The organism is Bacillus sp. F56 (assembly GCF_001748205.1).
Classification (GTDB): Bacteria; Bacillota; Bacilli; order Bacillales; family Bacillaceae; genus Bacillus; species Bacillus stercoris.
In genome coordinates, this window is sequence record NZ_BDFC01000013.1 from 1 (window position 1) to 20223 (window position 20223).

Annotated in this window: 18 protein-coding genes and 2 pseudogenes; 14 read left to right on the plus strand and 6 right to left on the minus strand. The window is 37.1% G+C overall.

Annotated elements, in window-relative coordinates:
• Nucleotides 1-426 precede the first annotated feature (426 nt).
• Entirely contained in the window at nucleotides 427-879 is a 453-nt protein-coding gene (locus BFW96_RS19565; RefSeq protein WP_069840348.1) for a hypothetical protein, read from the minus strand.
• A gap of 855 nt (nucleotides 880-1734) precedes the next feature.
• On the opposite strand from BFW96_RS19565, the pseudogene BFW96_RS22140 reads away from it, so the two are divergent.
• The 7 genes and pseudogenes from BFW96_RS22140 to BFW96_RS19595 form a co-directional block, all read left to right on the plus strand.
• Nucleotides 1735-1955, plus strand: a pseudogene (locus BFW96_RS22140) (tetratricopeptide repeat protein); the annotation flags it as partial.
• A 142-nt stretch (nucleotides 1956-2097) separates the two neighbouring features.
• The gene (locus BFW96_RS19570) at nucleotides 2098-2718 is read left to right on the plus strand and encodes a type 1 glutamine amidotransferase family protein (RefSeq protein WP_069840349.1); all 621 of its coding nucleotides are present in this window, start codon (nucleotides 2098-2100) and stop codon (nucleotides 2716-2718) included.
• Nucleotides 2719-3181: 463 nt separating this feature from the next.
• A complete protein-coding gene (locus BFW96_RS19575) occupies nucleotides 3182-3979 on the plus strand; it encodes a dihydrodipicolinate synthase family protein (protein WP_069840350.1) in 798 nt (265 codons plus the stop codon).
• Nucleotides 3980-4104: 125 nt separating this feature from the next.
• Nucleotides 4105-5352, plus strand: coding sequence for a CynX/NimT family MFS transporter (locus tag BFW96_RS19580; protein WP_069840411.1), 1248 nt, complete (start codon nucleotides 4105-4107; stop codon nucleotides 5350-5352).
• 47 nt (nucleotides 5353-5399) lie between these two features.
• A complete protein-coding gene (locus tag BFW96_RS19585; RefSeq protein ID WP_069840351.1) occupies nucleotides 5400-6296 on the plus strand; it encodes a LysR family transcriptional regulator in 897 nt (298 codons plus the stop codon).
• Nucleotides 6297-6347: 51 nt separating this feature from the next.
• The gene (locus BFW96_RS19590; protein ID WP_069840352.1) at nucleotides 6348-6980 is read left to right on the plus strand and encodes an MOSC domain-containing protein; all 633 of its coding nucleotides are present in this window, start codon (nucleotides 6348-6350) and stop codon (nucleotides 6978-6980) included.
• A 96-nt stretch (nucleotides 6981-7076) separates the two neighbouring features.
• Entirely contained in the window at nucleotides 7077-7703 is a 627-nt protein-coding gene (locus tag BFW96_RS19595; protein ID WP_069840353.1) for a LysE family translocator, read from the plus strand.
• A 186-nt stretch (nucleotides 7704-7889) separates the two neighbouring features.
• Here BFW96_RS19595 and desA read toward each other — a convergent pair whose 3' ends face one another.
• Complete coding sequence (desA, locus tag BFW96_RS19600; RefSeq protein ID WP_069840354.1) at nucleotides 7890-8918, minus strand: Delta(5) desaturase DesA; 1029 nt, start codon at nucleotides 8916-8918, stop codon at nucleotides 7890-7892.
• Nucleotides 8919-9098: 180 nt separating this feature from the next.
• On the opposite strand from desA, the gene BFW96_RS22145 reads away from it, so the two are divergent.
• Both BFW96_RS22145 and cspC read left to right on the plus strand, forming a co-directional pair.
• Nucleotides 9099-9197 carry a molecular chaperone TorD family protein gene (locus BFW96_RS22145; protein ID WP_418657552.1) on the plus strand — a complete coding sequence of 33 codons (99 nt, stop codon included), beginning with the start codon at nucleotides 9099-9101 and terminating at the stop codon, nucleotides 9195-9197.
• A 244-nt stretch (nucleotides 9198-9441) separates the two neighbouring features.
• A complete protein-coding gene (gene cspC / locus BFW96_RS19605) occupies nucleotides 9442-9642 on the plus strand; it encodes a cold shock protein CspC (RefSeq protein WP_013351108.1) in 201 nt (66 codons plus the stop codon).
• 755 nt (nucleotides 9643-10397) lie between these two features.
• On the opposite strand, the gene BFW96_RS19610 is transcribed toward cspC, so the two are convergent.
• The 3 genes from BFW96_RS19610 to BFW96_RS19625 all read right to left on the minus strand — a co-directional run bounded on the left by BFW96_RS19610 (nucleotide 10398) and on the right by BFW96_RS19625 (nucleotide 13650).
• Nucleotides 10398-10859 (minus strand): CarD family transcriptional regulator, encoded by a 462-nt coding sequence (locus tag BFW96_RS19610; protein ID WP_080488105.1) that lies wholly within the window; start codon nucleotides 10857-10859, stop codon nucleotides 10398-10400.
• Between the two features lie 783 nt (nucleotides 10860-11642).
• Entirely contained in the window at nucleotides 11643-12527 is an 885-nt protein-coding gene (locus tag BFW96_RS19620; protein WP_069840357.1) for a DMT family transporter, read from the minus strand.
• A 241-nt stretch (nucleotides 12528-12768) separates the two neighbouring features.
• Nucleotides 12769-13650, minus strand: coding sequence for an AraC family transcriptional regulator (locus tag BFW96_RS19625; protein WP_069840358.1), 882 nt, complete (start codon nucleotides 13648-13650; stop codon nucleotides 12769-12771).
• A 113-nt stretch (nucleotides 13651-13763) separates the two neighbouring features.
• On the opposite strand from BFW96_RS19625, the pseudogene BFW96_RS19630 reads away from it, so the two are divergent.
• Nucleotides 13764-14691, plus strand: a pseudogene (locus tag BFW96_RS19630) (DMT family transporter).
• A 172-nt stretch (nucleotides 14692-14863) separates the two neighbouring features.
• Here the strand turns inward: BFW96_RS19630 and BFW96_RS19635 are convergent.
• Nucleotides 14864-15736: an AraC family transcriptional regulator gene (locus tag BFW96_RS19635; protein WP_069840359.1), complete on the minus strand. Its 873-nt coding sequence runs from the start codon at nucleotides 15734-15736 to the stop codon at nucleotides 14864-14866.
• Nucleotides 15737-15961: 225 nt separating this feature from the next.
• Here BFW96_RS19635 and BFW96_RS19640 point away from each other — a divergent pair, with 225 nt between their 5' ends.
• From BFW96_RS19640 to BFW96_RS19655, 4 genes are all read left to right on the plus strand, one after another.
• Nucleotides 15962-17350 carry an aminotransferase-like domain-containing protein gene (locus BFW96_RS19640; RefSeq protein ID WP_069840412.1) on the plus strand — a complete coding sequence of 463 codons (1389 nt, stop codon included), beginning with the start codon at nucleotides 15962-15964 and terminating at the stop codon, nucleotides 17348-17350.
• Between the two features lie 113 nt (nucleotides 17351-17463).
• On the plus strand, nucleotides 17464-18759 hold the full coding sequence (locus tag BFW96_RS19645; protein ID WP_069840360.1) for an MFS transporter: 1296 nt from the start codon (nucleotides 17464-17466) through the stop codon (nucleotides 18757-18759).
• 230 nt (nucleotides 18760-18989) lie between these two features.
• A complete protein-coding gene (locus BFW96_RS19650) occupies nucleotides 18990-19358 on the plus strand; it encodes a hypothetical protein (RefSeq protein ID WP_014662918.1) in 369 nt (122 codons plus the stop codon).
• Nucleotides 19359-19504: 146 nt separating this feature from the next.
• On the plus strand, nucleotides 19505-20098 hold the full coding sequence (locus tag BFW96_RS19655; protein ID WP_069840361.1) for a YdeI/OmpD-associated family protein: 594 nt from the start codon (nucleotides 19505-19507) through the stop codon (nucleotides 20096-20098).
• The last annotated feature ends 125 nt before the right edge of the window (nucleotides 20099-20223 follow it).

Sequence of the window (20223 nt, forward strand, 5' to 3'; positions counted from 1 at the left end):
GAATAAAAGCTTTTGTAACTCAAGGTATGTTTTTACTAGGTTCATGCCTTCGTTTTTTATTTTACCTATCTTGGCGAGTGGTCAATTTTTTTTTACTGCCCAGAAATATGAAAAACATCAAAAAAGGTGTAAATAATGATAATGAGCGCTGTATAACCCTTAAATATAGGACATGATAAGATTTCATAAGGTTAAGGGAAAAGAGCAGGAAAAGCAGGAGCAGAAAATTGGAGAAAAGTAATTACTAAGGGGACTGATTTGCATCATATAGGATTTAATATAAAAACCTTTTATTTTTAGAAAAAGAGAAGATGAAAAACCTGGTGTAAATTTATCTCCAAAGTATAGAAACTAAGGAATCTTTTAAAAAACTAAAAAATGATGAAATTACGGAAAGGTAATGAGTGATTACCTTTCCGTAATTCGTTAATTATCTCTTTGAGCAATACGATAGTTCATCTTAACACTACCACCTTGAGCCGGTGGTGAAGCTGTAAATGTGTAATTGTATGTCCAACCAAACCAACCATTTTTAACCTCAGTCGAAATGTTGCCTTGCTTGCCTGGTGCGATGGTTCTTGAGACTTTTCCATCAATTGATATTTTTATGTCATTACTCCCTGTATTTGAAATCCAGAAGTTCACTTGTGCTCCGTCATTCTCATCTAATTCGAACTCCCGGCTCCAGCTTGATTGTTCAACAGAGCCCTCTGAAACCTCCTTGTTTAGAGCTTTGAATTCTCCACTACTTGTAACAGTATAATTTTTCGATGATACACTTGTAGTCGACTCTGCAAAAGCAGGTATAGTACAAGTTCCAACAATTACACCAGCTATCAGAGTAGATGATACTCCTTTGAAAATGGACTTAAGATTCACGATCAAGCACTCCTTTTTCATTTACGGTATTATACATACTCTGTATGTATAATACAAATAATACCATGTAAAATAATTACAGTAAATATTTTTTTGGATAATGATGTTTGTAACTCAACTTTTGTATCCCAAACATCCCAAATCAGACAAGTAAGCCTTGATATAGGATAGGTAAGTGGAAATTGCGTTCTCCTTATTGAGGTACTGCTACTAGCAAAGATTTTCCGATACCCGCAAAACGAAAAAACACTATCCATTCTCTAAAGTAACAAAAAGGGTAGTGTTTTTTGTGCTATTCAAGATTAATACGTACTCTTTTTTACTCTGTCTATCTACACTGAATTACAAAATCGGACAGGTCAAGATACTACCAAAACAAAAAACTATCGCACCCAGTGTGCGAGACCACATTACTCCTTTTGTTAGTGGTTTCTTAGGTCTTAGCTGGAATTATAATTTAAAGCCAATATTTTTAATTATTTTTTAAAAAAGTAGTACCTAATTTTTTCCGAAATTCATGAAAAAAGAAGAAATAGGTAGAAATGAAGATAAAGAATGCTTTATTTATAAGGTTTATGTAATACATGATACGTTTTCACTATGTTGAGGGTCTAGTGGGTGAATAACCCGTGGGAGGTTCAAGTTCTCTCGGCCGCATCTCACGAAGAAAATGAGGTTTGTTATCAGAAGTGAGCGTCTAATTTGTCCGCCATGTCTTTTCGTTTGTTAGGATATAAAATGTCCGTATACGTCAATAGTTTCTTTTACAAGAGCCCTAGCTATGTATTTCCTTCTCATTCATATCAATAGAACACTATTAGGGCGTTGTTTTGACATACTTTAGGAACGTTCGATGGTCGATTTATTGCCGATAAAGTAAGGATAAGGAATACTCAGCGAAATTAAAAATATTAGGTTTTATCTGATGGTGAACTCAACATATAAAGTATGCATTTCTGGCTTTGAGAAAAATGTTTGCTGATTTAAAACTTTCATTTGAAGTCGCTGATTATTTTCATGAACAAGGAGATTTAATGCTTTCTGATGAATATTATCGTATGAGTATTGAAGCAAGATGAAACGTTACGTAAAGATTAAAGGGATGTGATAAACACTCCTCTTTATCGCACTCACCCGCCTCAAATTGTGGGAGACTGGAAGATACGGAAATCGATAAGATTGGCATAAAAAACTTATAATCTAAGGCGGTACATAGTTATGAAAAAGGCGTTATTTCTTATATTAGACAAGTATGCAGATTGGGAAGGTGCTTACTTAGCATCAGCATTAAATCAAAGAGAAGATTGGTCGGTTCATACTGTTTCTTTAGACCCTATTGTCAGTTCTATAGGTGGTTTTAAAACATCTGTCGATTACATAATTGGGTTAGAACCTGCGAATTTTCATTTACTAGTTATGATTGGCGGAGATTCTTGGAGTAATGATAATAAAAAACTTTTACATTTCGTAAAAACTGCATTTCAAAAAGACATTCCAATAGCAGCGATATGCGGTGCAGTGGATTTTATGGCGAAGAATGGTTTGCTGAATAATCATAGCCATACAGGTAATTTAGTTTACTTATGGAAGGATTATGAACAATATAAACCGATTAGCAGTTTTGTAGAGAAACAAGCAGTAAGAGATAAAAATTTGGTTACCGCAAATGGAACCGCCCCTATTGAATTTACTAGTTTGATTTTAGAGATGATTGATTTTGATACTCCTGAGAACATAGAGAAATTGATGTATATGAATCGTTATGGTTTTTATAAATTTTGTGATAAATATGGAAATCCATTTGTTGATTCATCTGCGGGAAATGATTTTCCTGAATAGGGGCTTTAATATAATAAGGGAGCTCCAAGACAATAGGGGTTTCCATTTTATATTTATAAATGATTATTAAAAGGACGGCATGTGTTGTTGGAAATCATGTTAATTGGTCTTACACCGGTGTCTTTTGCAGTTTTTGGATGGGATCGTCTTAGCTTATGCAAGAAAACACCATAAGAAGAAGCCAAAGGTAATGAGAGGAGTAAACCATGTGTTTGCTCCTCTTTTTTTCTGTCTATAAAATGATGTCCTGTGAATTCAATGCGGTTTTTAACAATTTAGTCGGTTTAACTTTATTTTTTTGATTATAAACGATAGGCCATACCTATCATTTCTATATAAATAATTGAATTGTATTATAAGTTAGGCTGACCTATACTTTTATTGAAAATTGACTTTGTGAGAAACCATCAAGGTATAAGACAATTGTTAAATGCTAATTCCGAAAAAACCACGGAGGTATTGTATGAAAAATTTTAATGTTGCAATTCCAACTCCATTTCATAACGACGAGAGTTTATTTGTAGAAGGTTTTAATGACATTCTGGACTATTTAAAAGATAATGGGATTGATTCTGTTCTTGTATCTGCTACTACTGGTGAACAAAATTCAATGAGCATTGAAGAACGAATCCAGATTATTCATTATTTTAATCAAAAACAATTCAAAAATGTTGAGCTTATGTTTGGTGTATCAGCAACAAGGACCAAAGATGCCATAACACTCATTAAGGAGCTTGAGGACTCTGTCTTTGACGCCATTTTGATTCAGTTCCCACCTTATATTCAACCAACTCAAAAACAGGCTATCAGCTATATGAATGAGTTGCTGCAACACACAACTAAACATGTAGTGCTTTACAATAATCCTTTTAGAACAGGATTTGAGCTAAGTGCTGAATCATTTGAAACGCTCATCAATCAAAAACATTCAAATCTTGTAGGACTTAAAGAAGAGAGCGATGCCAAACGTCATTCAAGTACAAAACTACCGGATGACTTTGTGATGTTTGCTGGTGGTGATGTCAATCTTCCGGAAAAAATACTTAATGGCTGTAATGGGCTGTCCAGTATGGTTGGGAATGTATATCCAAAGGAGATTAAACAACTATTTCATCAATTAATGTTGAATCAACCAGTTGATCTTAGGAAATTAAACAATATCATAATTGAAGTTACAAGCGGTCAAGCAATAATGAATATAAAGAACCACTATAACTCGTTGGGAATAAAAGTAGGGCCATGTCGTTCTCCGATAAATTGATTGTAAGAATCAAACCAGTGACGATTTCACTGCCGTAATTACAGATAAACACAAGTACTGTTGAAACAGTAAACATTCTGAAACTTAATGGTGTCATTGCGTGATACGGAGGGGCAATATTGATCATGGGTAATTCACAATTAACAAATTACGGAGGACAATCGCGATTGGATTTAAAGCCTAGGATAGGATGGCTTATCATAGGTATCATCCTAATTGGCGCAAATCTTAGAGCTTCACTAACATCGGTTGGTCCGCTAATAGCTGCAATTCGTGATGACTTGGGGATTTCTAATGCACTGGCAGGAGTCATAACCACAATACCTTTACTTGCTTTTGCATTTTTATCCCCTTTTGCTTCTCATTTAGCTCGGCGTTTTGGTATGGAGTTAACCCTATTGATGTCCTTAGTGATATTAACAATTGGGATTGGAATACGTTCGTTTGTTGGAAAAGAAACATTATTTATAGGAACGATTTTAATCGGATCATCAATTGCCATTTGCAATGTTTTATTACCCAGTCTTATCAAATATCACTTTATGAAACAAATAGGTATGATGACAGGACTTTATGCAGTATCTATGAATTTATTTGGAGCTGTTGGCTCTGGTATAAGTATTCCGATTTCGTCATCTTTAGGTTTGGGATGGTCAGGGGCTCTTGGATGTTGGGGGCTTTTATCTCTGCTCGCCATTTTTATTTGGCTGCCACAACTGCAATATCAACAAAAGTCTGTTCAGGTTGAAAAAACAGGAGAGGAAGTGAAATCCATAAGCTTATGGCGTTCTAGGCTAGCGTGGAATGTGACGTTATTTATGGGGTTTCAATCTTTCATTTTCTACACAGTGATTACATGGATACCTGAAATTCTTGAAGAGAAAGGGGTAAACACTCATGAAGCTGGCTGGACGTTGTCTTTAATGCAACTTGCTATGCTTCCTGTAACATTTCTCGTTTCTATTTTAGCTGGACGTTTAAAAAGCCAGCGGTTATTAGTAGCTGCAGCTGCTTCTCTATTAATTTTTGGGTTTGTTGCTATCATGTATGGGGATACACTTCTTATGCCTTTATGGATGATCATAATTGGAATCGGAATTGGATGTGCATTTAGTTTAGCTATGATGTTCTTTAGCTTGCGTACTCAAAATGCGAACGAGGCAGCTGAACTTTCAGGTATGGCTCAATCTTTAGGTTATCTTCTATCTGCTATAGGGCCTGTTTTATTTGGTTGGTTACATGACGTTACACATAGTTGGACGGCTCCTTTATATATGTTAGTTTTTACTTCAGTAATTGTTTTGATCTCGGGAATAAGGGCAGCGAAAAACGAATATGTGCCAATCAAGGGCTCGAGTTTAAAGTCAATCTAATAGAGACAGACTATAAAGTACTATTCATTTCCTAAAGGAGGCGCGAGATGGAATTAAAACAACTTGAATATTTCTATGCAGTATGCCAAGAACTTCATTTTACAAGAGCAGCTGAAAAAGTAGGAATTTCTCAGCCTTCTTTAAGTCAACAAATTAAGCTATTAGAACATGAAATTGGCACTCCTTTATTTGATCGTATTGGTAAAAAAACAGCACTTACTGAATCAGGAAAGCTTCTCTTACAGTATACTCGCAAAATTTTTTATGAGGTAGAACAGGCTAAGACCTCAATAGATGAATTAAATGGACTTCAAAGAGGGACAATTTTGGTTGGCACTTTGCTGACAGTCGAGGATTACCTGATCACGCCTACTTTACTGAGTTTTCATCAAAAATACCCTGGTGTGAAGGTATCCGTTTTTGGGCTGCGTACCGGGGACATTCACAAACAACTCATAGAAAATAAGTTGGATTTGGGAATTGTATTCTTGCCCATGAAAGGCGATGAATTAGAATCAATTTCTTTATCCACAGAAGAAATGGCTTTTGCAGTGCCTGAAGGTCACCCGTTAGAGAATCAGGATATGTTAGATGTAGAGGTGTTAAAGACAACACCCTCAATTTTACTCCCTCAACAGTATTTTATTAGGAATCTTATAGATGAAGCTTGTAAAGACTTAGGATTCCTTCCGAAGCCGATTTTTGAAATTACAACCATGCAGTCTTTAATCAATATGGTTATGAAAGGGGTAGGAGTAACAATCCTTCCTAAACCTTATTTAGAGTACCTTAATCACCCTCATATAAGAATCATTCCAATTTTAAAACCTAATCTTTCTCGTGAAATTGGAGTTGTGTATAGAAAAGATAAATATTTGAGTGCTGCAACCCATGCTTTTATTAGTGCGCTTAAAGAAACTGTATGTAAGTCAAATAACGAGTGAGATCTTGATTGAATACTGGACAAACTAACTCATGGCGATGGAAGGGGTATCATGAATAGACAAATCATTCATTTAGCTGTTGGAAAACCTAAGGAATATGATTGGAATCATCGAAAAGAAATGTCCGCGATAGGTAAGTCGACTGTATCATCTATTGAGCTGAAAAAAGCCGGCATTGTTGGTGATGATGTTGCAAACCACAAATTTCACGGCGGCGTTGATCGAGCAGTATGTTTATATCCATTTGAGCATTATGCGTATTGGGAACGAATGTTTAACAAAAAAATGACTCCGCCTATTTTTGGAGAAAACATTACTGCAACAGGCATGTTGGAAGAACAGGTTTGTATAGGTGATGTGTATAGAATAGGTGGTACCATCATTCAAGTAACACAAGGAAGAGTGCCATGTGCAACTATATCGAAATACAATGAAGAGAGAGATTTTCTGAAGAAAGTGGTCGAAACATGTTTAACCGGCTATTTTTTTCGGGTGCTCCAAGAAGGGACGATTGATTCTCATTCAGACATAGAGCTTGTTGAAAAGGACCCATGTGACATATCTGTACTTTCTACCACGCAAGTTCTTTTTCATCAAAAAGAGGATCAAAAATCAATTGAAGAAATATTGAAAATCGATGCTCTCGCAGAGGATTGGCGGAAAAGATTTTTAAAACTGTTGTGAGTTTTTAGCATGGAGTTGTGCAAAAAAGTTGGTTCATTGATATTTAGTTATTGAAATTTGACTAGATGAAATGTGGAATTTTAGGAGTTGAAATTTATGTTTGGAATTCATGATCTTTTTTTGTTTGTATTGTCATCATTTGTTTTTATAGCTGCTCCTGGCATAGACGCTGTGTTTGTATTAAGCAGAAGCATCTCGAACGGCAGAGCTAGTGGTTTTGCTGCATCTGCTGGAATTGCTTCCGGCGCTTTTGTTCACACAATACTTGCTACTGTCGGATTATCCATTATCTTAGCGAAATCGGTTGTTCTGTTTACTGCGATAAAAATAGTAGGTGGGCTATATTTGATCTACATTGGAATGAAAGCACTTCTTAAGAAAAGTGACGGAATAACTTTAAAGGATACAGCTAATGAGACGCTTAAAAAACATTATACCCAGGGGGTTATTACAAATATCGCTAACCCTAAAAACATTCTGTTCTATTTATCGTTCTTGCCTCAGTTTGCATCAACATCAGGGTCGACTGTGTCATTGTCATTTCTTATTTTAGGAAGCATCTTCGCTGTTATAGCCTTATTGTGGTACATCTTAGTAACGTATTTTTCAACGATGGCCACAAAAACAATTAAAGACAACAAAAAATTCAATCATATTCTCAATAAAGTATCTGGAACAGTATTTATTGCTCTTGGCTGTAAGTTGATGGTTAGTCAAAAATAATTTTTAGGGGTAGTCATAAATGTCTACTCCTTAAAGCAGCCTCCAAGTATATGTCATATCGTCTCCTTATATGAGTGTATTTGGAACTGAAAAAGTGCTGACCTCTGCACAACATCGTTGCGCGAGTCTGCACTTTTATTCTGCAAGATACACTGTCCCTTATCATCGATTATGGGGGAGTTTATTTTAATCCGTTGTTAGCCGCGCTGATACTTGGCTTTTAGAGGCTTTTTTTAAGTGGCTAAAACCAACAAATTTTTTGCTTTCTTCATCCCATAGGCGGAACTTTAACGACTTAAGACTTGTTGCCAGTGTAATGGTCGGGACGTTTTGCAATGGTTCAGTGTTGTTATGCACTTTTTCAAGCTTATAGTTTGGGACTCTTGGGCTTAAGTGATGAACATGATGAAAACCGATATTGCCTGTTAGCCACTGCATGATTTTTGGAAGTTTATAAAAAGAGCTTCCTTCAACTGCTGCTTTTACATATTCCCAATGCTCATCTTCTTCAAAATAAGAATCCTCAAACGTATGCTGAATATAAAACATCCAAATTCCTAGAGAGCCCGATATCATAAAAATCGGCACCTGAACCAGCAGGAAGTTCTGCCAGCCAATAGCCCAACTTAAAAGTGCTGCCAAAGCGACGATCCCCAAGTTCGTTACATACGTATTCATCCGTTCTTTGCGTTTTGCCCCTTTTCGATTAAAACGATTGGTAATTCCGAAGACATAAATCGGTCCAATAATAAACATAACAAACGGATTTCTGTACAAACGGTACATTATTTTTGTCTTAGTTGAGGCTTCCTTATATTCCTCAACGGTCAGTACCCAAATATCGCCTGTACCGCGTTTGTCCAGGTTGCTGCTTGTCGCATGATGGACAGAATGGTCATGTGCCCAATGATCAAAAGGATGCAGAGTCAGAATTCCTGTTAATGTGCCAAGGATTCGATTCGCCTTTCTGTTCTTAAAAAAGGAATAGTGGCAGCAATCATGAAAGATGATGAAGGTTCTTACTAAAAAGCCTGCCGCAACGACAGAAATCGCTAATGTAAGGAAATAAGAGATCGACAAGCTTTTATATGCCAAATACCATAACAGAAAAAACGGTGCCAATGTGTTAATGATTTGACAAATACTTTTGTGTAAATCGGACTTTTCATAAGGTGTAACCAGTTTTCTCAAAGTCCTTAGGTTTTGTTCTTTCATTTTTAAAAGTTTCTCCTTCCCTGGTGATCTTCTAAGTGTAGAAAACGTTTTATAGCCTTTGAAGGCCCAGCGTCATACACCACATATATGATAAGTATTCTTCCCATCCATCTGTGAAATTATTGGAAATGATAAACTGATTTCCAGTTCAATTCCATCTTTATTAGCGAATCAGCCGGAATACAAAAAGCGTATGAAGATTATACCCGGCTCTTTACCGGGCCAAACTCTCTCACTGCTCCCCTATGGGAAGGGATTTATTTGAACCGTGAACATTGAATGTTTGAGGAATAGAGGTTTTGGACAGTGATAATGAAGTAATGGGGGTATCCACATGTTTAACAAATAATGCTATGAATAAAACGAAAATATTAATTTGCAGTTATTTCCGATTCCTGATATAATAAAGAAGAATTATTTTTGTTCGGTGTAAAGGATAGTATGAATATTGACTTTTCGTCTTGATGATACTTTGGGCAAGGATAGTATATATTGTGTGTTCACACACTAGGAGGCAACAAAAATGGAACAAGGTACAGTTAAATGGTTTAATGCAGAAAAAGGTTTTGGCTTTATCGAACGCGAAAATGGAGACGATGTATTCGTACACTTTTCTGCAATCCAAAGTGACGGATTCAAATCTTTAGACGAAGGTCAAAAAGTAACGTTTGACGTTGAGCAAGGTGCTCGTGGAGCTCAAGCTGCTAACGTTCAAAAAGCTTAATCTTCAATCGTTTATACAAACAGGCTCTTTATACAGGGCCTGTTTTTTTATGTCTATATCATACCCAATAAAAAACCCTACTCAACGTTCGAGTAGGGAGATGCTACAAGGTAATAGAAAAAGATTTAAAACTTCAAAGGTTTGTTTACAGTATAACATACTGGGTTGACAATATGCGGAATGTATATAAATTAATTACTTTTCTTTTCGAATACAACTGCATTTTCATTTTTCACTAACTGCCCGTAAATGTAAGTACAAGACTTCATAATCTCAAGTCCTACAAACCATTTTCAGATAACCTCGATTGAAAAAGATATTTTCTTTTCCTGTCCAAATGCTTAGTAGCCGTTAGCCGGGACCAATACTATTTTAGCGAGGAAGCAAAAAACCAGTGGATATAAGAAATTCTTAAAGATAGAGTGGAAATTGATTCTTTTTTCTTCTAGAAATAATCACTTAGAGATACCTAAAACAATGGAAGCCCTACCTCTCTTCCATCCTTACGGCTCCTTGTCCGTGCCAGTGTGAATCAGGATTATAAAAGCAAAGTGACTATTTTATCGAGTTTTTTGATAAAACTTCAAAAGTTCGTAGAAGAAATTTAATATAATAAAATGGATTAGATTGTAGAATAACAAAAGAGGTTAATACTCTAAAAGTAAGTTGAAGAAGTTGAACGTTTTGAAATGGATTTACTTTTTTAACATAATATTATTGAAAATTCAGGGTATTCATGCAATACATAATTAACCTTAGCAGAAACTTTTTATTTGTTTTTCAGTGATTCCTTTAATTACTTCCAGTTCACTAATCAAAAATTCATATGCGTTTTCCAACATTTTTTTTTCGCTTGAATTAAGTGCTTTTTCTTTCTTCATGCGCATTAAATCACGTACGACTTCAGCGCCTTCTTGTATTTCACCCGTTTTTATTTTGTTCGTGTTTACTATATACCTTTGCTTCCACGGCAGTAACCTATCTGATTCTCCATGCTGAAAAATGTGTATAATGTGTTTTAATGCACGGATATCAGTAACTGGTCGTATACTTGAACTCAATATTTTACGCGTTGGAATCATAACTGTCATATTACTGATTGACATTCTTATGACATAATACTGTTGTTTTTCCTCTAAGAATTCTTTTTCTTCTATGGCTTCAATTATACCTGCTCCGTGCATTGGATAAACAATGTTATCGCCAATTTGAAACATATCATCCACCTCCATATATGGTAACCTTCTTAAGATTACCATATATGGAGGTGGAATATCAAACTTTTAATAATAACATGATCGAATTTTTGATGTCAATAACTTTTTTTAAAAAAACAGATCAAGCAAAAACAATAGGGAACGTGTCGGATTTCCAATCAAGGAAAAGGTCAATTGATCCGTGTATATCCTAAAACTTCGACTAATTAACAAAGATCAGTTTTTCATTGAAAATGAGTTATTCAATCTCCCTTAGGAATTCATGACTTGGCTCATAAAAAAATGTTGGTATGAAATTAGACAGGCGGTTACTTTAACAGACAGGTTACCAGTGGCATGTTTGCTAATCGATATGGGCACAAATTTAATCATAAATTTCTAACCATAATTCGTGGATAGAGAGTGTAATGAAAACAAGCTTTCATAACTAGTGATATGGTTTTAAATGTTGAGGACTTAGTTGATGAATAACCCGTGATGGTTCAAGTCTCTTGGCCCAACCAATGATATCAAGGGATGAAGACCTTGGTATTTTTTGTGCTTATTTTTAAATGATCTACTGCCCACAAACGGCCACTTACTTCAGATGCATGTTCACTTATCTTGCGGACAGAAAAAGGTTTGCTGACAGGGAATTTGACAACCATCAAATGAGTATTGAGGCGAAAAGAAAAATAAAGAAAGGAGAGATTATAAATGAAGACCAGAAACATAAAGAAGTAAAGTGGAAAGAAACAAAGTTAATTGAAAAGCAAACTATATAAAATAGTTTGCTTTTTTTGGTTATGAATTCACTTGTTTTTCTTTCTCTTTAATCACTAATAAAACACCGCTAAGAATTAAAAACGAACCTATCCAAAATGTCCCGCCTATTTGTTCTCCCAGCAGAAGCCACCCAAGTAATGTTCCAACCAGAGGCTGAAAAAAGAAAAAGAGGCCTCCACTTGAAGCGTTTAATAGCTGTAACCCGCGATTCCACAATAAAAAGGCACAAGCTGTTGAAACAATTCCCAAATACAGAAGACCACCTAGAATTTTAGGGTCAAGCAGTTGTGACGTAAACATAGTGCTAGGTTTTACAAAAGGAGTTAGCGCCACAATGGCAACAAAAGTTGAATACGTTGTAACAAGTATAGGTGAATAACTGCTTGGAACGCGTTTGATCAGCACTGACATAAGTGCCCATGTAAGTGCTGCAACAAGCAGAGAAATACCGCCAAGCTGATGAGATGTATCAATATGTCCGTTTCCCACAATACATAATACACCTATGGTCGCTAAAATAATTGAGATTCCTTTTTTGATAGTCAATGGTTCCTTGAGTAATAGACGAGCGAATATAACCATAAACGCTGGTGTTGAAGACGTAATAATTGCTCCCATTTGTGCTGTAGACAACATCGTTCCATATTCTTGTGTAACAATTGAAATCGTGTTGCCAACAATTCCAATGGCAATTATTAATAAAAGGTCGCGTTTATGAATTTTCCAAGATTGTCTCTTTATGAAACCAATGATTAGAAGTGCAAGGATGGCGATGACGTACCTCATCCAAACCAATTCAAAAGGCGGAATCACTGCGACAACAACCTTAACCACAACATACATGCCACCCCAGATACTAGCGGCTAAAGCTAAATATATAGAACCTAACAAGGTATTTTTCATTTTTTTGTTCCCTCCGTATTTAAAATTAGGTCATTACATGCCCTAACGGAGAGAAGTAGTCACTTTACTCCATTAAGGGCGGAGAAGTGCTACTGGAACATCATTTTCAAATAGTGGAGCTAAAAACATGTTGATATCACCTCGATTTTTAAGTTGTTTCTCATTATACAATGCCGTTTTTAAAACCGTAAACACTTTAAAGGGTACCATTAACAGGAACCCCATTTCTAAACTTTATAAATTAATGCTTCGTATGAATTTTTTTGTATGTTAATGGTGTCATTTTCATCGCTTGTTGAAATTTACTTATAAAATAACTGGTACTGTTAAATCCAACTTGATAAGACACTTCTGTCACATTGGAGTCAGGGTGCTGCAGTAATAATAAGCTTTTTTGAATTCGATAATTCATTACATAACGTAATGGCGTTTGATTCAGCATTCGTTTAAAATAACGGCAGCATTCAGAACGGCTCAGTTGGCCAGCTTTTGCAATGTCCTCTAATGTGATTTTTTCAGCAAAATGGAGATGGATCCAATTTAACATTTGTTTCATTCGATGGCTTTTTATCATTTCAGATTGATCGTACTCCAATTGAAAGCCATTAATGACCAGGTTTTTCCACATTAACGTTAATTGCATGGTAATGTCAATCTCATAAAGTGATGTCTTTTGTTGAATCAATTGATTTATTTTTTTTACAGCTTCTAGAATGTTTTTTGCCCAATGTTGATTTCCGTCCAAATATAAATAGGATAAATTGGTTGAAAACATATAGGGCTGAACATAGCTTGAATAAAGTTCTTGAGATAAAACGAAATGGGGTGACACATTTAAGCAAATATACGTACAATCCGAGCCATCTTTTTCTTCTGCCATGTGCAGGCAGCCACTATTGATAAATAATCCATCCCCTTCTTGAACCACTATTTTTTCTTCATTTATTTGAAAGACAGCTATCCCTTTTAGTATCAAAACAAATTGAATTTCATCATGCCAATGAAGCGGAATATAGCCATTTATATTTTGATTGATCCTTGTCTCGTAACAGGCAACCGGTAATTCTACCGTCCGGTGCTCTGTTAATTCTTTTAAATTTTGATCGATCACAAAATTCTTCATTCGGACATCCCCACCTCAATATATTTATATTTTTTTATTATATTTGAGTATTTTTTATAAAGGTATGCATTTATCATAACACTATTATTATATTTATTAGTGAGGAGTCATGTATGAATACTTCCAAAAGAGGAATGGGATTGTTCTATGTTATAACAGGGGCTACATGTTGGGGAATTGGAGGCACGGTAGCAAAAAAAACTTTTTCAAGACTATCAAATTGATGTCAATTGGCTTGTAACGACACGCTTGCTTACGGCTGGAATGCTACTTTTAATGCTTCAATTGTTCAGAAAGGACCGGTCTCAGGTTATTGGGGTTTGGAAAAACAAAGCGTCAGCTGGTCAGCTTCTAATTTTTGGCTTATTGGGAATGCTTGCTGTGCAGTACACATATATGGCATCCATTCAACACGGGAATGCTGCCGTTGCTACATTATTGCAATATTTATCCCCAGTAATCGTTATTATCTACTCGCTTGTGCGAAAACAAACTGTTCTTACTAAACAAGATATCATTACTGTTGTACTTGCTTTAGCGGGTTGCTTCTTTTTGTTAACAAATGGGTCAACGTCTCAACTTTCAGTGCCGGCAGCTGCAGTAGTATGGGGAGTTTTATCAGGATTCGCGGCAGCTTTTTATACTTTATATGCCGTTGGTTTATTACATAAATTTGATTCTCTTGTTGTAGTGGGGTGGGCAATGATAATCGGCGGTGTTGCATTGAGCTTTATCCACCCGCCATGGCAGCTGGATTTTCAGCGTTTACCCGTTGAGGCGTATGCATATATCTTATTCGTGATATTATTTGGAACAATGATTGCGTTTTGGTTCTTCATAAAAAGCTTGGAAAGCCTTTCTCCCAAAGAAACAAGCCTGCTTGGCAGTCTAGAGCCTCTATCAGCAGTTGTAACAACTGTCGTTTGGTTAAAAGCGCCATTTGGTTTTTTTCAATGGGTCGGTGCTTTCTGTATTATTGGGATAACTTTAATATTGGCTTTAAATAAAGAGACTTCTATGCAGAGTAAAAAGTCGATATGAAAGATTAGGAATCATGCAAATCGGGATATATAAGGGCTTGAACGGTCCAGCAATGAAAAACACTGGTGGAGTTTGAGCCCTCTCGGCTGCATCAGGGATACCAAGGGGATTGCCGCCCTTGGTATGATTTCTTCAAGAACCTTCAATGCCTCTTCCCTGATCGAAAACAGTATTACTTTTTTGCAATTGGTATCCAAATTTCACTTTTAAATGATGGTGATGTTACATCCTTATGCTCATTCCACAGTATTTCGGGGCCTTCTATTTGTTCGTAATTTGACGATGGAAACCATTCGGAATAAATGCGTCCCCACACTTCTTGCAGTGTATCCGGAAATGATCCGATGGCTTCGAATACCGCCCATGTTGAGGCAGGAACTTCTAGCTGTGAGAGGTGATTTGGACACTGCTTTGTTGTAGCTGCACCAATATAATGATCAAGTTCTCCTTTTTCCTCCGCCCGACCTTCAGAAAAATTTGTGGATGCGCTAATGAGCCCTAATGGTGCTACATTAGAAATCGCTTTTAGTTCACTTATTGCTTCTTCATCTAAACTTTCCCACATAGCTGCAATTTCCGGATGAATCCCTTTGAAAATAATAGGAACTCTTTTTGTAATCCCAACAATGCGAAATGCCTCTTTTTCTTCAATGCGATAGTTCATTTCACTTCCTCCTTTGATTGATAATTGGAAGGTCATTTTTGGATAAGCTTTAAGCGAATGGCCATTAAGCCTGGCTTTTGATGGGTTTACGCCATGTAAGTTTTGGAATGCCCGTGTAAAAGAATCTGGTGAGTTATAACCGTACTTGATTGCGATATCAATCATTTTCGCATGGCTGTCTTTCAGTTCAAAAGCTGCAAGAGTAAGTCGTCTGCGACGAATATATTCCGATAATGAAATACCTGCAAGGAAGGAAAACATCCTTTTAAAATGATATTCAGAGCAGAAAGCAAGCTTTGCTGCTTCTTTAAAATCAATATCATGAGTGAGATTTTCCTCAATATACTGTAATGCCCTGTTCATACTTTTAAGCAAATCCATTTATTTGGCCTCCTTTAACCAAAGAATAACAGGAGTGAAATGTATATACCCGACATTCTGTGCACAGTTTTGCAGGATGACTTATATGAAATAAAGTAAGTGATTCACTTGTATTTGTACAGGTTTTATTGAAGCATGCTGTTCACAAAAGGCATCAATAAAAGAAAGTTATATTTGTCTTATAAGCAGCACATTCCTATAATTGAGGGAAAAAGGATGCGAATCATGCCTATCAATTCTTTTGAAAACTATCCGATGAGCTGGAAGCCATCGATTGATAAAGCTGAAAAGCCTATTTATAAAGCAATTGCAGGGCAATTGGAACAGGATATTATAAACGGAGTATTATTACCTGGAACAAAACTTCCTCCGCAGCGAGAATTGGCCGATTATTTAGATTTAAATGTGAGTACGATTTCCAAAGCATTTAAAGTGTGTGAGTTAAAGGGGCTGCTGAGTGCGGCTGTAGGGAGCGGCACATTTGTATCGTATGATGCGTTATCGAATGCGTATTTACTTGAGGATACAAAGCCGACACATTTAATTGAAATGGGAGCAATACTTCCAGATCACGCTTCATATGAGCCCTTGTTACACCAGCTGAAAAACATGGTTCAGGAGGAGGATTATGAAAAATGGTTTAGCTACGGCCGGGCAGGTGAAAGCCTTTGGCAAAAAGATGCAGCTGTAAAGCTCATCCAAAGAGGCGGATTTGAAACAACTGTTGATCACATTTTATTTGCAAATGGAGGGCAAAATGCGATTGCTGCAACATTGGCGAGTCTTTGTAAGCCTGGAGATCGCATCGGTGTTGACCATCATACGTACCCTGGATTAAAAACTGTTGCATCATTGCTTAGTGTGCAAATTGTACCGATAAAATCAGAAAACGATGAAATGAGTCCGGAGTCACTTGAATATGCGTGTAAAAACGAAAATATTAAAGGTTTGTATTTAATCCCGGATTATCATAATCCGACGACTTCCTTTATGTCTGTTGAGAATCGAAGAATGGTTGCAGACATTGCAAAGAAATATAATCTGTTTGTTATTGAAGATGCATCGTACCATCTTCTCAACAAACATCCGCTTCCGGCACTCGCCTCGTTCGCACCGCAACAGGTTATTCATATTGCAAGTTTATCAAAATCGTTAGCGCCAGGCCTGCGTCTGGCTTATGTAGCAGTGCCGAGGCAATATAAGGAGCCACTATCAAAGGCGCTTTATAATTTTAATATAACCGTTTCCCCGCTATTAGCTGAACTTACTGCTCGCACGATTGTATCAAATCAATTTGAAGTCTTAATTGAGCGTCATCGTGAACAAACCATTCGCAGAAATCAACTCGTAAACCGATATGTTGCGGGATATACATGTTTAGGCATTGAAACAGGCATTTTTCGTTGGTTGTTGTTACCGGGTAAAATGACTGGTGCCGAATTTGAAGAGTTGGCTGCGCGACATGGCGTGCAAGTGTATGCGGCTGAACGCTTTGTAGTGGGAAATAGTTGTCCTGAAAGAGCTGTTAGGGTTTCTGTCTGTGCACCGAAAACACTTGAAGAGCTTGAGCAAGGGTTAATGATCCTAAGACGTTTGCTAGACGGCCTTACCTAATATTGTTTGCCATACAATTATGACATTGTATGGCTTTTTTGTGCATGTTATGATGATCCACATCTAGAGGAAGGTTTATACAAATTTAGGCTTTTAGAAAGGAAGGTCAGAATATGGCAGACAAGGACAGCGTAAAAGCAATAGACGTCCATACAGCTTCGTTACAAAGCTACATCAATTCCCCAGAAAAACAAAAATCGTTATACAAACGTACATTATTCGTTGTGAGTATCTCACAAATTTTTGGCGGTGCAGGGCTGGCGGCAGGGGTGACTGTCGGTGCGCTTATTGCACAGCAAATGCTAGGCACCGATGCGTTTGCGGGTCTGCCTTCTGCTTTATTTACTTTAGGGTCAGCAGGATCCGCATTCATTGTTGGTAGGCTTTCTCAACGTTACGGCCGTCGCACAGGTCTTTCAGCTGGCTTTATGATTGGCGGACTTGGAGCAATAGGAGTGTTGATGGCAGCAATTTTAAATAGTATTTTCTTGTTATTTGCTTCATTGCTTATTTACGGTGCAGGAACAGCCACAAATTTACAAGCCCGTTATGCAGGTACAGACTTAGCAAATCATAAGCAGCGAGCGACAGCTGTTAGTATGACAATGGTTTTTACTACATTTGGTGCAGTGGCAGGTCCAAGCTTAGTGAATGTGATGGGTGATTTTGCTCTTTCTATTGGTGTTCCATCACTTGCTGGCCCTTTCATTTTAGCCGCAGCAGCATATATGTTAGCAGGTGTGGTCCTTTTCATCATGCTTCGTCCAGATCCATTAGTTATAGCAAGAACAATAGAAGCGGCAAATGAAGAGCCTGATGATAAAGGACATTTGGCGGCAGCTGAGCATACAGAAAACAAAAAAGGCATCATTGTTGGGGCAACGGTTATGGTTCTTACTCAAATAGTAATGGTAGCTATTATGACAATGACACCGGTTCATATGAGACATCACGGGCATGACTTGGGTGCAGTCGGTCTTGTTATTGGTTTTCATATAGGTGCTATGTATCTCCCTTCACTGGTTACAGGTGCCCTTGTTGACAAGCTGGGACGTACTGCGATGGCGATTGCTTCTGGAACGACGCTTCTTCTGTCAGGTGTAATAGCAGCATTTGCTCCGGGAGATTCTATGGTTCTTCTCGTCATTGCTCTTTCTTTACTGGGATTAGGGTGGAATTTTGGCTTGATAAGCGGGACTGCCCTTATTGTAGATTCAACTGATACTGCCACACGAGCTAAAACGCAGGGGACAGTGGATGTTCTGATTGCCTTGTCAGGAGCTGCTGGCGGAGCATTATCTGGAATGATTGTGGCCGGTTCAAGTTTCCTCGCATTATCACTTACTGGAGGGGTTTTGTCCTTATTACTCATTCCGGTGGTGGTATGGTCTAGGGCTGCTAAGGTGTAGGATTGTGTAAATTCCATTAATTTGTTATATTGTTAGATAAAGGTTTGTGAGTCGTTTAATATTCTAACCAAATATGAGTTTTTTCTTTAAATCTAGTTAAATAAGCCATTTTGCTAAATATGACTTATCGCTGTGACATATGAATGCATACCTTTCATTAGGTAACATAAAATGGTAATCGGCGTTAAAAAAAGGCCGGAATACTCGCTTTAGGTGAAGGAGTCATAACGTTGTTAAAAAGAATTTCTCTTGTTTTTGTTACATTAATGATGTCCATCGTTGCTGTTTTAGTGGCTGCCAAAGACTCCCCTGGAGATCACGTCGTTTCATTTGAGCAGCCTATTATCTTATTGATCTCAATTGGGATCGTTGTATTTTTATTTATCCCGCCATTAGCCATGTCTTTTTTCGATAACGGGGTTGTAAGAATCATATCAGGGGTATACCAATGTTTTATCGTTTTCACTTTTCTGGGGCTCATTCCAATTGGATTTCTTATTCCCAATGGTTTTTGGACAATTATGGTTTCTATTGCAGGCACTTTAGTCAGTATAGCTAGTGTTGCAGTGACTTTATGTATTGGGAACAAAACAAGGTGAGAAGGCTATGTGGGCCTTCTCTTTTTATGTTGTTGCATCATCTCCACTTTCAGCTTAATCTATTACATAATAAGAGCAGGAACATATAGAAGACGAGGAACCAATAAGCCTTAATTAAAAATGCCTGGAAAGAGGGGAATTCCTTCATGACAAATAGCAGAACGAATCCGAAGGTTGATGATTTTTTAAATAAAGCGAAAAAGTGGAAGGAAGAATTTGAGAAGTTGAGAGCCATCATTCTTGACTGTGAGCTGACTGAAGATTTTAAGTGGATGCATCCTTGTTACACATACAATAATAAAAATGTCGTTTTAATACACGGTTTTAAAGAATATTGTGCGCTTCTGTTTCACAAAGGTGCCTTATTACAGGATGCCCACGGAATTCTTATTCAACAAACGGAGAATGTACAGGCGGCGCGCCAGATTCGGTTTACCAGTGTTCAGGAAATAAATGAGATGGAAACCATTTTGAAAGCCTATATTCAAGAAGCCATTGAAGTTGAAAAAGCGGGTTTGAAGGTGGAAGTTAACAACAATATTGAATTGAGCATTCCTGAAGAACTTCAAAATAAATTCGATGAAATCCCTGAATTGAAAACTGCTTTTGAAGCATTGACCCCGGGACGGCAAAGAGCATACACTCTTTATTTTTCTCAAGCCAAACAATCCAAAACCCGAGAATCAAGAGTTGAAAAATATGTGCAAAAAATTCTCGATGGAAAGGGATTAAAGGATTAGGAATGATCTATTCGAACGACGATAAACAGTGCCTATATAGGCAAACGCAGCTTAATAGGATAGTTTCTATAGAAGAAAAAACAAGCATAGTAAGATGCTTGTTTTTTCTTATCTGCCCATTATGA